This is a genomic window from Fontimonas thermophila (assembly GCF_900113085.1).
Lineage (GTDB): Bacteria > Pseudomonadota > Gammaproteobacteria > Nevskiales > Nevskiaceae > Solimonas > Solimonas thermophila.
In genome coordinates this window covers 59,214-74,170 of record NZ_FOOC01000006.1, presented here as the reverse complement: position 1 = coordinate 74,170, position 14,957 = coordinate 59,214, and the positions used below count along the sequence as shown (strand labels likewise).

Annotated in this window: 14 protein-coding genes; 2 read left to right on the top strand and 12 right to left on the bottom strand. The window is 66.9% G+C overall.

The features are described 5' to 3' along the window. Positions 1-63: 63 nt before the first annotated feature. The gene (locus tag BMZ48_RS07580) at positions 64-387 is read right to left on the bottom strand and encodes a 2Fe-2S iron-sulfur cluster-binding protein (protein WP_091533499.1); all 324 of its coding nucleotides are present in this window, start codon (positions 385-387) and stop codon (positions 64-66) included. A gap of 68 nt (positions 388-455) precedes the next feature. Next, positions 456-1,466, bottom strand: a complete 1,011-nt coding sequence (locus tag BMZ48_RS07575; protein ID WP_091533498.1) for an aromatic ring-hydroxylating oxygenase subunit alpha — start codon at positions 1,464-1,466, stop codon at positions 456-458. 229 nt (positions 1,467-1,695) lie between these two features. On the opposite strand from BMZ48_RS07575, the gene BMZ48_RS07570 reads away from it, so the two are divergent. Beyond that, the gene (locus BMZ48_RS07570; protein ID WP_091533497.1) at positions 1,696-2,265 is read left to right on the top strand and encodes an NnrU family protein; all 570 of its coding nucleotides are present in this window, start codon (positions 1,696-1,698) and stop codon (positions 2,263-2,265) included. On the opposite strand, the gene BMZ48_RS07565 is transcribed toward BMZ48_RS07570, so the two are convergent. The 10 genes from BMZ48_RS07565 to katG all read right to left on the bottom strand — a co-directional run bounded on the left by BMZ48_RS07565 (position 2,217) and on the right by katG (position 12,669). After that, the gene (locus BMZ48_RS07565; protein ID WP_091533496.1) at positions 2,217-3,689 is read right to left on the bottom strand and encodes an amidohydrolase family protein; all 1,473 of its coding nucleotides are present in this window, start codon (positions 3,687-3,689) and stop codon (positions 2,217-2,219) included. The genes BMZ48_RS07570 and BMZ48_RS07565 overlap by 49 nt on opposite strands. After that, the gene (locus BMZ48_RS07560) at positions 3,683-5,047 is read right to left on the bottom strand and encodes a CoA transferase (protein WP_200769561.1); all 1,365 of its coding nucleotides are present in this window, start codon (positions 5,045-5,047) and stop codon (positions 3,683-3,685) included. Before BMZ48_RS07560 ends, BMZ48_RS07565 begins: the two co-directional genes overlap by 7 nt. Beyond that, positions 5,014-5,475: an SRPBCC domain-containing protein gene (locus BMZ48_RS07555; RefSeq protein WP_091533495.1), complete on the bottom strand. Its 462-nt coding sequence runs from the start codon at positions 5,473-5,475 to the stop codon at positions 5,014-5,016. The genes BMZ48_RS07560 and BMZ48_RS07555 overlap by 34 nt, the downstream gene beginning before the upstream one ends. Before the next feature lie 27 nt (positions 5,476-5,502). Beyond that, positions 5,503-5,652, bottom strand: a complete 150-nt coding sequence (locus BMZ48_RS13025; protein ID WP_159431122.1) for a hypothetical protein — start codon at positions 5,650-5,652, stop codon at positions 5,503-5,505. A gap of 22 nt (positions 5,653-5,674) precedes the next feature. Then, positions 5,675-7,165: a class I adenylate-forming enzyme family protein gene (locus BMZ48_RS07550; RefSeq protein ID WP_091533494.1), complete on the bottom strand. Its 1,491-nt coding sequence runs from the start codon at positions 7,163-7,165 to the stop codon at positions 5,675-5,677. A gap of 78 nt (positions 7,166-7,243) precedes the next feature. Then, a complete protein-coding gene (locus BMZ48_RS07545) occupies positions 7,244-7,558 on the bottom strand; it encodes a hypothetical protein (RefSeq protein ID WP_091533493.1) in 315 nt (104 codons plus the stop codon). 134 nt (positions 7,559-7,692) lie between these two features. Next, positions 7,693-8,658: an alpha/beta hydrolase gene (locus BMZ48_RS07540; protein WP_091533492.1), complete on the bottom strand. Its 966-nt coding sequence runs from the start codon at positions 8,656-8,658 to the stop codon at positions 7,693-7,695. Continuing rightward, entirely contained in the window at positions 8,655-9,821 is a 1,167-nt protein-coding gene (locus tag BMZ48_RS07535) for a thiolase C-terminal domain-containing protein (protein WP_091533491.1), read from the bottom strand. The genes BMZ48_RS07540 and BMZ48_RS07535 overlap by 4 nt, the downstream gene beginning before the upstream one ends. A gap of 9 nt (positions 9,822-9,830) precedes the next feature. After that, positions 9,831-10,265 (bottom strand): Zn-ribbon domain-containing OB-fold protein, encoded by a 435-nt coding sequence (locus BMZ48_RS07530; protein WP_091533490.1) that lies wholly within the window; start codon positions 10,263-10,265, stop codon positions 9,831-9,833. A 175-nt stretch (positions 10,266-10,440) separates the two neighbouring features. Then, entirely contained in the window at positions 10,441-12,669 is a 2,229-nt protein-coding gene (gene katG / locus BMZ48_RS07525; RefSeq protein WP_091533489.1) for a catalase/peroxidase HPI, read from the bottom strand. A gap of 197 nt (positions 12,670-12,866) precedes the next feature. On the opposite strand from katG, the gene uvrB reads away from it, so the two are divergent. Beyond that, complete coding sequence (uvrB, locus tag BMZ48_RS07520) at positions 12,867-14,927, top strand: excinuclease ABC subunit UvrB (protein WP_091533488.1); 2,061 nt, start codon at positions 12,867-12,869, stop codon at positions 14,925-14,927. Positions 14,928-14,957 lie beyond the last annotated feature (30 nt).

Below are 14,957 nucleotides of genomic sequence, written 5' to 3'. Positions count from 1 at the left end.
ACCTTCGCAAACGCGGACGGACGCCGCCTCCCCCAGACGGACGACCATGCCCGCCGCCGCGGGTCAGACCGGCGGCGCGATGCGGATGGACAGTCCTTCGAGGGCCTCGCTGACCTGAATCTGGCAGGACAGCCGCGAGCCGGGCTCGAGCTCGACCAGCTCACCGATTGCATCGAGCATCATCTGCTCGTCCTCGCTCTTGGGAGGCAGCTTGGCCAGCCAGTCGGCATCGACGTACACGTGGCAGGTGCCGCAGGACATCATGCCGCCGCAGGTACCGTCGATGCCGGTGTTGGCGTCGCGCAAGGCTTCCATGAGCGCGCAGCCATTGGTGGCGTCGAGCCTGCGCTCGACGCCATCGCGACCGGTGACACGGACCACTGCCATCGCTGCCGTCCTCGAAACGAAGGCCGCTTCCCGACGAACTTGCGCGCGGAAACGGCGTGGTGGATGAATCAGCCCTGCGCCGCGGGTTCGAATCCCGGGTAGAACTGCTTGAACCACTTGCGGAACTGCAGAACCGGCCCGTCACCGTCGCACAGCAGCGGATTGGGACGGTATTTCTTGTGGTTCCAGACGATGAAATCGACGGATTCGAAGCCGGCGCTCTCCTCGCCCTCGGCGGCGCCGATCATGTGATCGATGAGCTTCTTGGAGATCGCCAGCTCTTTGGAGCCCTCTGGGTAATCGACGTGACGGAACGACATGTTCATCTGCGTCTTTTCCCGGGTGATCGGCACCGAGTACGAAATCATCGTCGCGGTCACGCCTTGCTGTGTGAAGCGCATGACATTGAGTCCCGGCCCATAGGCGGTACCGACGATATAGCCGCGACCGATGTCGAGCTTCATGATCGGACCCTCGTACGTCGCCTCTACCGGTGGGATCGCCGGTGCGCCGTGCAGGAATTTCAGGTGCGCGGTATCAACGCCGTTCTCGGCGATCTCCTGGATGCAGGTATGCGCGGTCCAGGTGCCGCGGCGCGTACCGGCATACCCGGTCGGATCTTCCATTTCCGGGATGTACGGCAGCTCGAAGCTCGGCGGCTCGCACTGCGGGTGATACCAAGCCCACAACATGCCGTACTTCTCGACCATCGGCAGCGTGCGCAGGATCGGGCCTTTCTTGGTTTGCGGCGGCATCAGCTTGGCGTAGGGGATGTGCCTGCACCAGCCGGCCGTGTCGTACTCCCAGTGGTGGAACGGACAGCGCAGATGCTCGCCGCAGACCTTGCCGCCATGGCCCATGTGGGCACCCAGATGGGGACAGTACGGATCCGCCATTCCCGGCTTGCCGGATTCGGTACGGAACAGCACCCATTCCTGGTCGAAGACGAAGACGTTGCGCATCTCGCCGGGCTTGAGCGTGTCCGCATAGTCGATGAAAAACCAGCCGACCGGAATCGGGAACGGACAACGCTCCAAGGTCTGCGATTCGAGTAACTGCTTGAGATCGATGGCACCCATGGTGGCTAGCTCTCCTGCGGCTTGCATGTCGAACCGGGCGCATCGGCGAACCGTCCTGCGCATCCGGGGATGATCCATGCTGACTGCGCGCCCATCCTTCGTCCTCGTCCATTTAGGTGATGGGCGTTCACAAACTCCGCTCATCCTCGTCCCGCCCGGTCGATGGGACAAGCCCGCGACAGAGCGCTATGCTCACCGGCAAAAATCACCCGTGTGTCCGGAGCGCCCCATGTCATTGCTGGTTGCCGGCATCCTGCTGTGGTCCGCCACGCACCTGTTCAAGGCACTGTGCGCCGATGTCCGCGCGCGCCTGATCGCGCGCATCGGCGAGTGGCCGTACAAGGGACTGTTCGCGCTGCTGATCGTCGCCTCTCTCGTCCTGATGGTCAGCGGCTGGAAGGCAACCCTGCCGACGGCGCTGTGGCAGCCGCCAGCTTTCCTGCGTCACGTGACCATGCTCCTGGTGCCGATTGCGGTGATCCTGTTCATCAGCGCACGGGCACCGACCGACATCAAGCGGTTCATCCGCCATCCGCAGCTCACCGGTGTCAAGCTCTGGGCCGTGGCCCATTTGCTCAGCAATGGCGAGATCCGCTCGGTGGTTCTCTTCGGCGGGCTGCTCGCCTGGGCAGTGCTCGAGGTGATTGCCATCAACCGCCGTGACGGCGCCTGGGTCAAACCGGGTCCGGTCGGCGCCACGAAAACCCTCATCAGCGCCCTGATCGGCCTCGCCCTCGCCGCGGTGCTGGTCTATGCGCACCCCTGGCTTTCGGGCATGCCGCTGCTGCCGCGCGGATAGTCCGGCACGTCGGCGTCCTCCCGCGTGTACACCACCTGACCGGCGACGAGCGTCAAGCGCACCTCGACCTGCGTCGGCGCCCGCAGCGCCGCAGCGAGCGGACGATCGAGTAGGCACAGATCGGCAGGCTCACCGACAGCGACGCGCCGCGGCGCGCCACCCGGCGCCTCGAGCGGAGCGAGAAACAAGTCCAGCGCCTGTGCCGGCGTCAGTGCCTCCGCCGCGCCGAGCACGGCGCCGGAGGGCGTGCGCCGGTCGATCGCGGCCTGCATCGCGGCCCAGGGATCGGCGCTGCCAAACGGCGCATCGGTGCTGCCGGCAAGCCCGACGCCGGTAGCGAGAAAGCCGCGCAGGCGGTACAGCCATGGCTGATCCGCGGCATCGACATCGCGGCGATAGTCGTCACCGCGCTCGGCAATGAAATGCGGCTGGGTGACGACCGTCAACCCGAGCGCGGCGATGACCTCGACGAGCTCTGGCGGCGCGACCGAGGCGTGCTCGATACGATCCCCGGGCAACACACCGGCTTCGCGCAGGGCTGCGAGCGCAAAGGCCAGCTCGGTGCGGGTCACGCAGTGGAAGGCCGCGGCGCGACCGGCGTCATGACTCGCGCGGATGGCCGCGACCAGGGCATCGAATTCCGGCAGCGCGTGCGCATGCAGGTGGAATTTGTGTTCGCCGCGCTGCGCTCCGGGCCGATCTGTCTGCGCATCGAGCCGGGCATCGCCCATCACGCGCACCTGCTGCAACAGCTCGCCGCTGGCGCGTGCGGCGGCAAAAGCATGCAGTGCCTCCGGCCCGTTATGGTGCGTGGTATCGGTGACCCCGGTCACCCCGCGCCGCGCGAGCCAGCGGCTCACCGCATGCAGACTCGGCGGCGCACCGCGCAGACGCATCCTCAGCCAGTCGTCGGCATCGTAGAGCCGCCCGGTCCAGCGCCCGTTGCGGCGCTCCAGCGGCGCGTCGGCCGTCGGCGCCAATGCATCGAGCGCCGCGCTGTTGAGCAGCCAGAGCCGGCCACTGCGGTGCTGGATGCGCAGCGGGCGATCGGCAACGAGTTCATCGAGCCAGTCGCGGTCGATGGCATCGATGCCGGCCGCACCCAGCACCGACTCGCAGAACCCGATGCCGCGCAACCACTGCCCCGGCGCAAGGCGGATACTCGCAGCGCGCAACACCGCCGCGAGCGCAGCAGCATCCGTCACCTGCGGCGGACCGCAGTGGACCGATGCAAACGCGGCGGCGAGTGCGCGCAGATGGATGTGATGATCGTGCAGCCCCGGCAACAGGGCCGCACCGCCGCCCTCGAACACGCGCTCCTGCGCGTGCCAAGCCAGTTGCGGCGCCAGTTCAGCGATGCGTGCGCCGTCGATACGCACATCGATTCGTTCACCCGGCGCAAGCTCGACATTGCGGATCAGCATGTGCACCCCCGCGCATCGAACACGTGCGCCGTGTCGGCACCGAGCGGTCGGGCTGCGGCCGTGGGCCTGCGCGCCTGCGGTGCGCGCACCGGCTCGCCGGCGATGCGCCCGCGCCATCGCTGCGCCCGCTCGCGCCAGCCCGCGGCGGATGGCGGCGCAGCAAAGCGCACCACCCGGCGCACGACATCGACCAGTGCGATCGACAGCAAGCCTGCGCCGCCGGCGCACCAGCCGGCCCAGGCGGCGAGCGCGGCATGCATCCCGCTCAAGGGATCGGCGATCGCATCGCCGACGAACAGAGGCTCGCCGGTGGTCTGCTGCATCAGCCAGACCAGCCCGGCGGCGGTGGCGGCATCATCGCCGTAAGCGATCCACTGGGCCGCAGGCTCGCTGCGGCCGTAACCGGTCAGGCTAATCCAGCTCAGGTGCGGCCGTTCGCGGACCAGTGCCTCGGCATCGATGCCGAGCTGGCGCAAGGCGCGCGGACGCGAGGCCTCGATGACGATGTCGGCGTGTTCGAGCAGCGTGCGCAGCCGCGCGCGGTCACGCGCGCTGCCGAAATCGAGCGCGACACTGTGCTTGCCGGCGTTGAGCAGATCGAAAAATGCCGGCGGCCCGCCACGCGCGCCGTCGGGGCGCGTCAGGCTCTCGACCTTGATGACCTCGGCACCGCAGTGCTGCAACAAATGGGTGGCGAGCGGTCCGGCCCACAGCGACGACAAATCGACGACCCGCGGCCGCCGCCCGCGGGGTTTTCGCCCCGTGCCTCCAGGCACCATGCGCTGGAACCATGGTTGCGGCCGGCGCCACGGCGGCACCACGGGCGCAACCGCCAGGCCCAGCAGGCGGCCGCGTTCGATCGCATCGTGCAGCGTGCGCGTGCGCACTGCCGCGGCGAGGCTTTCCCAGTCGGTGGCGACTTCGGTTTCGAGCCAGGCCGGCAGCAGGCTCCAGTCGTCGGTACGCGCGAGATTGAGCGCGAGCCAGCCGTCGCGCGTGGGCAGCAGACGACACCCACCGCCGGGGGCGATTGCGCCGTGCCGCGTGTAGCCGGCGATGGCGGCGCGCTCGACGAGCAATGCGGCCCCGCGCAATCCGGCGAGCGCGCCATCCGGAGCAAGACTCGCCAGGGCGGCGAGCGCGCCGTCCGCGCAAGTCGGAATCGCCACCGGGCAAAGCACGGGCGGCCCATCGGCGCGTCCGGTGAGGGCCATCAGCCCGCTGCGCGCCCACGCCAGCGCCGGGTCTTCCTCAGTGCAGGCCAGTGGCCGCAGCGGGGTGACACCGAGCTCGTCGAGCAGACCCTGCGCGTAGGCGCGTGCGCTCAGGCCGTCTTCGTCTGCCGCCGCTGTGCCCACAGTGCCACCGCGCGGGCCTCGATGGCCGCGGTCATCTCCGCGAATCCGGTTTCGAGCCGGCGCTTGAACAAGGCCAGCACGAGAAAGCGCAGCCAACCCTTCAGATGAAAATACGAGCGGTAGCGCGTGCGCGCATCGCCGAGCGGCTCAACATCGTGGGAGCGCAGGCTCGACAGCGCACCGCCCGGCACCGGCTTCATGCGGTACGCAAAACGCCGCCCCTCGACGTATTCGAGCATCCATTCGCGCTGAAACTGCGGCTTGTCGCGCAGCTTGACCCACATGTCGATCGGATCCCCCGGCTTGAGCGTCGATCGGCATTCGACGCAAAACGGATTCCATTCCCGGTAGCGTGCAAGGTCGGTGATCACCTCCCAGACGATCGTATGCGGTGCCGAAATCTCGACGGTCTTTTCGATGACAAACATGGCGATCCGGGTTTGAATGGGAGCAGGTCAGCAGGCTCGTTCGCCCGCGACCGGCCAGCGGTTGGCGGCGCGCAGGGCGCGCTGCATCAGGTCAGCGGCATCTTCCGGCAGCAGGAAACCCTCGGCAAGCGCACGTTTGCGTCCCTGTTCACAGCCGGCCGTGGTCCATGTCCGCACGATGCGTCCAGACGCGCGCAAATCAGGCGAATTCCTGCCGGATCACGCGGCGCAGAAGCTTGCCGGTTTCGTTGTACGGGAGCGCGTCCTTGAAGACGATCCGCTGCGGCACACGCGAGGAGCGCAGCTTGGAGCGGACCAGCTCCTGCAGCTCGGCGACGCTCACTTGTGCGCCGGGCTTGAGCACGACGGCGGCGGCCACCGCCTCGCCCCATTCCACGTCGGGCATCGCAACGCAGACGGCATCGGCGACGGCAGGGTGCGAGAGCAGCACGTCCTCGATCTCGCCGGGGGAGATGTTCTCGCCGCCGCGGACGATGACATCATCGGCACGGCCGTCGAGATAGAGATATCCGTCGGCATCCATATAGCCGCGGTCCTTGGTCGGGAACCAGCCGTCGGCATCGAGCTGGCTGCCGAGCGCCAGGTATTCGCCGGACACCTGCGGCCCGCGTACGAACACCAGTCCGGCCTGCTCTGGGCCGAGCACCTTGCCGGCCTCGTCGCGGATCTGGATCTCGACCGCCGCCGGCTTGCCCACCGAGCCGAGCCGGCGGCGGATCGCCGGATCGTGGCTGGCGAATGCCGTGCGGTGATCCTCGGGAGTGAGGACGGCAATCGTCGAGCTGGTCTCGGTCAGCCCGTAGGCATTGGTGAAATCGACGTGCGGCAGCAGGCGCATCGCCTTCTCGATCGTCACGAGCGGCATCTTGCCGCCGCCATAGGCGATCGCGCGCAGCGTCGGCAGATCGATCGACGATGCACCAGCCTCCAGCTGCTCGACGATCCGCTGCAGCATCGTCGGCACGAGAAAAGCATGGGTGACGCGCTCGCGGCGCACGGTTTCGATCCAGAGCTCGGGATCGAAGCGCTCCAGCTGAACCATGCGCCGGCAGGCGTAGGTGGAACTGAGCACCGCGGAGATGCCGGCGATGTGGTACGGCGGCACGGCGACGATGATCGCATCGTCGGTGTCGGCGGATGCGAATTCGACGGTGCCGACGATGTAGCTCATCAGGTTCTCGTGCCGCAGGATCGCCGCCTTGGGCTTGCCGGTCGTGCCGCTCGTGAACAATTGCACGGCGATCGCGCGCCCGTCCTCCGGCGGCACCGGCGGCTCGCCATCGGTGTCGGCGAGGGCGAGCACGTCATCGCGGTCGACGATCGTCAGATCGGCACGCTCATCGATCTGCGGCCGCTGCCCAGGCCCGACGACGACGATCGCCGGGGCCACCCGGCCGAGCAGCTCGTTGATTTCGGTGCGGGTCAACCGATAGTTGATCGGCACATACGGGATCCCGGCGTAGGCGGCGCCGAACAGCGCGGCCGGCCCCGCCGGGCTGTTGACGTCGAGCAGGGCGACATATCCCGCGCCGCTGGCCTTGAACATCCGCGCGGCACGCAGCGCATGCGCGCGCAGGTCGGCATAGCAGTAGCGGGACGTGCCGGCGACGAGTGCGGTGCGCTCGCCGAAAGCCTCGGCGGCCATGTCGAGGATAGTGGCGATGTTCATGGATGCAGGGGTGCGCTGGAAAAAGCCCGACGTGGACGCAGCCGCGAGCCTTCATCGATCATGGGCAGCGGGCGCGGATCAGTCCGATGACGGCAGTTGCTTGGCCTGCTTGATCTCCAGCAGCGTGCCATTGAACGACAGCACGCCCTGGCCGCCCTTGGTACACAGCAGTTCGAGCGACTCATCGGCATTGACGTACCGCTTGCCGATCAAGGTCTCGCCGGCATACGCGGGGTCGAGCGCCACCCCGGCCGGCGGCGGTGCCGTTGCCGCGATCATCTCGACGCCACCGCAGCGCAGATCGTGTTCGCCGGGCGGAGCCTTCACCACCATGACCTGCGTCTCGCTGACTGCGCTCTTGAGCCGCGCGCCGGCCTTGAGGGGCATTGGCATGTCGTGTCTCTCCACTGGATGGTTCGATGCGAAGTATGTGTGACTCTAGGCATGGCACGCCTGTGGCCGCACCGTCCACATGCATGAGGCGCCGGCTCTGCTGTGCCTGGCCTGCGGTCACACCCGGCGTTGTATTACGGCAGACCGGCGAGCCAGACGGACAGGCGATCGAACAAGGCCGTGCGCGCAGGGAACAGAAAGTGGCTGTGTCCGGCCTCCGGCAGCAGGTAGAGCGTCACGTCGCCGCTGCCGGTGAACGCGGCCGGCACGGCATGCGGTGGGCCGACCATGTCGCGCTCCCCGATACCGAGGAAAACGGGGACATCCAGCGCCGCCGCCTCGGGCGCGACATTGCCCGGCAACATCGACATCAGCGCGGGCACGGGCAGCACGCAGTCGGTCGCCGCCTTGAGCGCGGCGACTGCGCGCGGATCGGCCTTGCGGCTGCCGAACAGCTCGGCGTTGCCGCTGCGACCGCCGCGATGGATCGTGGGATAGGGCTGACCGAACATCTGACGCGCGTATTCCACCAGATGGGGACGGACGGCGCGCGGATCGGCGAGCGTGCGCAAATCCGGTGGTAGATATTCCGGCAGGCCGCGCGTGGAAAACCCGAGCAGCACGACGGCAACATGCGAGCGCGCAGCGTGCTGCTGCAGCACGGTGAGCATCGCGCCCATCGAGTGCCCGACTCCGACGCTGCGCAGATGCGGCAGCGCCGGTACGCCGGCAGCGAGCCGGCCTTCGCGCAGACGCGCCTGTAGCTGCGCCGTCACCGCCGCATTGGCGGCGACGAGCCTCTCCGGCGTCAGTTGCCAGCCATCCTCCGGCCTGCTGCTGTCGCCAAGGCCGAGGTGATCGAGCGCCGCGACCACATGGCCGCGCGCCGTCATCTGCGCCGCGAAGGAAAACGAATCGTCGCCATCGTCCGCTCGCAGATCGAAATACCGGCGGTTCATGTTGCCGCCGGGCAGGCAGACCAGCAGCGTGCGCGCCGCACGTGGTTCATCGGGCAGCCAGACCGAAACGGCGACGTGCAACCCGGCGATGTCCGCCGGGGACGGGCCTGGATCGAAGCGCAGCTCGAGGCAGGCCTTCACGCCTTGCCCAGAATCGCCCCGGCCATGCCGGAGGAAACCAGCACGTGGGTCACGTTCTTGACCTGGTTGACGGACTGGCCGCGCACCTGGCGCACCCCCTCGGCCATGCTGTTCATGCCGTGGATGTAGGCCTCGCCGATCAGCCCGCCATGCGTGTTGACCGGCAGCCGGCCATCGATGGCAATCCCGCCGCGCTTGACGAATTCCGCCGCCTCGCCTTTGCCGCAGAAACCGAAGGCTTCGAGCTGCATCAGCACGTGCGGAGTGAAGGCGTCATACAGCATCGCGGCCTGGATGTCGGCTGGCCCCAGCCCCGTCTGCGCATACAGGCGTCGGGCCGTTCCGATGGCCTCCGGCATCACCGTCAAGTCGTCATGGTAGTAGTTGGAGATGACCTCGACGTTGTACGGAATCGACTGGCAGGCGCCGACGATTCTCACCGGTGGCTGCTTGAGATCGCGCGCGCGCTCCAGGCTGGTGACGAGCAAGGCCACCCCGCCATCGGACTCCTGACAGCAGTCGAGCAGGCGCAGCCAGGGCTCCTGGATCCATTTGGAATTCTGGTGATCCTCGAGCGTGATCGGACGCTGGTAGAACCACGCCTTGGGATTGGTCGCCGCATACTTGCGCTGCTGCACCGAGACATACCCGAGATCGCGGTTGGTGATGCCGTAGGTATGCATGTAGCGCGCGGCCTGCAACGCCGCCCAGCTCGCCGGGGTCATCGCGCCAAAGGGGATGCACCACAGGAGCGAACCAGTGCCGTGGCCGCCGGTGTAGCCGGACAGGTTGGTCGGATTCTGGCCGAAGCGGTACTGGCTGCGCTCGTTCATCGCGCGCCAGATCAGCACGTACTTGCACAGGCCGGCGTTGACCACCGCCATCGCCTGCGCGATCGTCGCCGCTGCGGCCGCGCCGCCGCCGGGAATGCGCGTCGTGTAGGCGAGGTCCTTGACCCCGAGGCAGCGGGCAAGACCGATCTCGTCGCTGTTGTCGATCGTGAACGTGATCATGCCGTCGATCTCGTGCGGATCGACACCGGCATCCTGGCAGGCGGCGAGCGCGCATTCGGCGGCGAGCTGCAGCTCACTGCGGCCGGACGCCTTGGAGAACTCGGTTGCGCCGATGCCGGCAATCGCGGCTTCCTTGAATGTACGAGGCATGTCCCGTCCCTATCGCGCGCGCGGCTTGAACACCGGCACCTTGTGGTTGTTCATGGTCGGCTCGAAGGTCACCTCGACCGGCAGATCCATGACCATGTCCTCGGGAGCGATGCCGACGACATTGGACACCATGCGGATCCCTTCCTCGAGCTGGATCACCGCGACGATCGGCGCCTCCTTGAACCCAAAGGGCTGCGGATGCCGCGGCACCGTCCACGCATGCACCGTGCCGCGCCCGGACAAGGGTACTTCCTGCCGTTTGAGGCTGTGACAGAACGGGCACATCGGCCGTGGCGGGAACGTGAAGCGGCCACAGTCACCGCACTTCTGGCCGACGAACTGCTCGCGGTCCGCGGCGTCCCAGAAGAACTTGGCGTCGGGGGTGACGATCGGCGCGATGCGTGTGGGCTTGGAGACCGGCGGCGTGTCGCTGGAAGCGGTCATGGATCGGCAGAGCTGGACTGAGGTGATGGCAACGATAACGTCCGCCCCGTGGCAACGGCCTGCCACAAACGGGTGAGCCCGGCATCCGCTCCATCCCGATCACCGCGGTCGTGCTGGGCGCAAGACGCAAAAAAGGTGGCACCCCACGTGGGGGTGCCACCTGATCGGACGAGCTTTAAGCCCGCTTCAGGTCGAAGCGGTCCGCGTTCATCACCTTGGTCCAGGCCTTGACGAAGTCCTCGACGAACTTCTTCTCGGCATCGCGCGAGGCGTAGAACTCCGACAGCGCGCGCAGCTCGGAGTTGGCGCCGAAGATCAGATCGACCGTGGTCGCCGTCCACTTGACCTTCCCGGTCTTGCGGTCGCGGCCTTCATAGACGCCCTCGGTAGTGGCGGACTTCTGCCACTGCGTGGACATGTCCACCAGGTTGACGAAAAAGTCATTGGTGAGCTGCCCGGGCCGGTCGGTGAACACGCCGTGCGTGCTGCCACCGACGTTGGCACCGAGCACGCGCATGCCCCCGACGAGCACGGCCATCTCGGGCGCGGTCAGATTGAGCAGCGCCGCGCGTTCCACCAGCGCCTCGGCCGGCGGCTGCGGATGATCCTTGGCCAGGTAGTTGCGGAAACCGTCCGCCGTCGGCTCCAGATAGGCAAACGATTCGACGTCGGTCATCTCCTGCGTAGCGTCGGTGCGTCCGGGCGTGAACGGCACGCGGATCTTGTGCCCGGCATCCGCAGCCGCCTTCTCGATGGCGGCGACGCCGCCGAGGACGATCACGTCCGCAAGCGACACGCGCTTGCCGCCACGCGCCGAGTCATTGAAGCGCTTCTGCACCGCCTCGAGCTTGGACAGTACGCGCGAAAGTTCCTCGGGCTGGTTCACCGGCCAGTCTTTCTGCGGCGCCAGGCGGATGCGTGCCCCGTTGGCGCCGCCGCGGTAGTCGGTCACGCGGAAGGTCGACGCCGACGCCCAGGCGGTGCGCACCAGCTCGGGCACCGTCAGCCCGGAGGCGAGGATGTCCTGCTTGAGCCGGGCGATGTCCTTGTCATCGATGAGCTTGTGATCGACCGGCGGCACCGGGTCCTGCCAGATGAAGGTTTCCTTGGGTACCAGCGAGCCGAGGTAGCGCGATGGCGGTCCCATGTCGCGGTGGGTCAGCTTGAACCAGGCGCGCGCAAAGGCCTGCTCAAACTCCTGCGGATGCTCGAGCCAGCGCTGGGTGATCTTGCGGTAGATCGGATCCTCGCGCAGCGCAAGATCGGTCGTGAGCATGATCGGTGCATGGCGCTTGCTCGGATCGTGGGCATCCGGCACCAGGCCCTGCCCCTTGCCGCCGGCGGGAATCCATTGAACCGCACCGGCCGGGCTGCGCGTCTGCACCCAGTCGAAGTTGTAGAGGTTTTGCAGGAAGTTGTGCGTCCATTGCACCGGGCTCACGGTCCATGCCCCTTCCAGACCGCTGGTGATCGTATCCGCACCCTTGCCGGTGCCGCACTTGTTGGCCCAGCCCAGACCCTGCTGCTCGATGCTCGCCGCCTCCGGCTCCGGGCCGACGCACTCCTCGACCTTGTGCGCACCATGCGCCTTTCCGAAGGTATGGCCACCGGCGATCAGGGCGGCGGTTTCCTCGTCATTCATGCCCATGCGCCCGAAGGCAACACGAATGTCGTGCGCGGCGGCGATCGGATCGGGCTTGCCATTGGGACCTTCGGGGTTGACGTAGATCAGCCCCATCTGCGTCGCGGCGAACGGCTTGGCCAGCTCGCGCTTGCCGGTATGCCGCTCGTCGGCGAGCCATTTGCCTTCCGGCCCCCAGTCCACGTCTTCCGGCTGCCAGCCGTCCACCCGTCCGCCGGCGAAACCGATCGTCTTGAAGCCCATGTCCTCCATCGCCACCGTTCCGGCGAGAATCATCAGATCCGCCCACGACAGCGCGGCCCCGTATTTCTGTTTGATCGGCAGCAGCAGACGCCGCGCCTTGTCGAGGCTGGCATTGTCCGGCCAGCTGTTCAGCGGCGCGAAGCGCTGCATGCCGCCGTCGGCGCCACCGCGGCCATCGATCGCGCGGTAGGTGCCAGCGCTGTGCCAGGCCATGCGGATGAACAACGGCCCGTAGTGGCCGAAATCCGCCGGCCACCAGTCCTGTGAAGTGCGCATCAACTGCACCAGATCCTTCTTCACCGCCGCCAGATCGAGTTGCGAAAACGCCTTGGCGTAGTCGAAGTCGGGCCCCAGCGGGCTGGCCGAAGCCTCGCTGTGCCGCAACGGCGACAGATCGAGCCGGTTAGGCCACCAGTAATCGTTGTCCGGTCCGGACTTCACGCCCGTTCCGGCCAACGCCGCCAGCGACGCAGCGCCCAGGGCGCACGCCGCGATCGTCGTCTGCAATTTCCTGAACATATGGGTCTCCGTCATCGTTGGGGTTTTGCCTGCATGACCCTTGCGGGGTCAGCGCACGCACACCGCCTGCGTGTCCGACGGTGCCTATTCACCTTAGGCACGGATTTCCCATCGGTCCAATTCATATTCGTCAGTTGTGCGATAGATGATTTCTATGCCCTGCCGCCCCGGCACGGGCCGTGTAAGCTGAAAGTCCGATGTCCGAACGCCAGTCCCGTATCACGAGCGGTCCCTCCCGTCTGAGCCGGCGCGATCCAACCCGCTTTGCGCTCAAGGCTGATTGGGCGCCGGCCGGCGACCAGCCGGAGGCGATCCGCCAACTCGTGCACGGCCTGCGCGACGGCCTGACGCATCAGACACTGCTCGGCGTCACCGGCTCGGGCAAAACCTTCACGATCGCCAACGTGATCCAAGAGGTACAGCGCCCGGCCCTGGTGCTGGCGCCGAACAAGACGCTCGCCGCGCAGCTCTACGGCGAATTCCGTGAATTCTTTCCGCACAACGCGGTGGAGTACTTCGTCTCGTACTACGACTACTACCAGCCCGAGGCTTACGTCCCGAGCACCGACACCTATATCGAAAAAGACAGCTCGGTGAACGAACACATCGAGCAAATGCGCCTGTCGGCAACCAAGGCGCTGATGACCCGGCGCGATGCGATCATCGTCGCCTCGGTATCGGCGATCTACGGACTCGGCGATCCGGAAACCTATTTCCAGATGGTGCTGCACCTGGTGCGTGGCGAGCGCATCCACCAGCGCGAACTGATCCGTCAACTCACGGCGATGCAGTACACGCGCAACGAGCTGACGATCGAGCGCGGCACCTACCGCGTACGCGGCGAGGTCATCGACATCCACCCCGCCGAATCCGACACCGATGCCGTGCGTGTGGAACTGTTCGACGACGAGATCGAATCCCTGGCCCTGTTCGATCCGCTCACCGGCGAGGTCAAACAGAAACTGCCCCGGGTCACGATCTTTCCGAAAACCCACTACGTGACCCCGCGCGAGAAGATGCTCGCCGTACTCGACGAGATCCGCGCCGAGCTGCGCGCGCGCGTGAAGTATTTTCAGTCGGTCGGCAAACTGCTGGAGGCGCAGCGCATCGAGCAGCGCACGCTGTTCGATCTGGAGATGATCCAGGAGATTGGCTACTGCAACGGCATCGAGAACTACTCGCGCTATCTGTCCGGCCGCGCCCCGGGCCAGCCGCCGCCGTGTCTGCTCGATTACCTGCCACCGGATGCGATCGTCGTCATCGACGAATCACACGTCACCGTGCCGCAGCTCGGCGCCATGTACCGCGGCGACCGCTCACGCAAGGAAACGCTGGTCGAGTACGGCTTTCGCCTGCCCAGCGCGCTCGACAACCGCCCGCTGCGCTTCGAGGAGTTCGAACGCATCTGCCCGCAGACGATCTTCGTCTCCGCAACGCCCGGCGATTACGAGATCGAAAAATCGGCCGGCGCGATCGTCGAGCAGGTCGTGCGGCCCACCGGACTCGTCGATCCCGCCGTCGAGGTCCGCCCGGCGTCCAGCCAGGTGGACGATCTGCTCGGCGAAATCCGCATGCGCGCGGAGCGCCAGGAACGCGTGCTGGTCACGGTGCTGACCAAGCGCATGGCCGAGGATCTCACCGACTACCTGCACGAAAACGGTGTCAAAGTGCGTTACATGCACTCCGACGTCGATACCGTCGAGCGCGCCGAGATCATCCGCGATCTGCGCCTGGGCCTGTTCGACGTGCTCGTCGGCATCAACCTGCTGCGCGAAGGACTGGACATCCCGGAAGTATCGCTGGTCGCCATCCTCGATGCCGACAAGGAGGGCTTCCTGCGCTCGGAACGCTCGCTGATCCAGACCATCGGCCGCGCCGCACGCAACCTCAACGGCAAGGCCATCCTCTATGCAGACCGCATCACCGACTCGATGCGCCGCGCGCTCGACGAAACCACCCGTCGCCGCAACAAGCAGATCGCCTACAACCAAGCGCACGGCATCACGCCCAAGGGGGTGCGCAAGCGCGTGCAAGATGTCATGCGCTACGGCTATGAAGACCTGTCCGGCCGCCCATCCCGCGCCGCCGAAGACAAGGCCCGGTATGTTCCGCGGTCACCGGAGCAACTGGCCAAGCAGATCGCGAAGCTGGAAAAAGAAATGAAGCAGCATGCGCTCAATCTCGAATTCGAGGCAGCGGCGGCAAAGCGCGACCAGATCCGCAAGCTGCGCGAGCAGGCGCTGATCGACGCCGCATAGCCCGCCGTGCACCGGCTTTGACCGCGCACG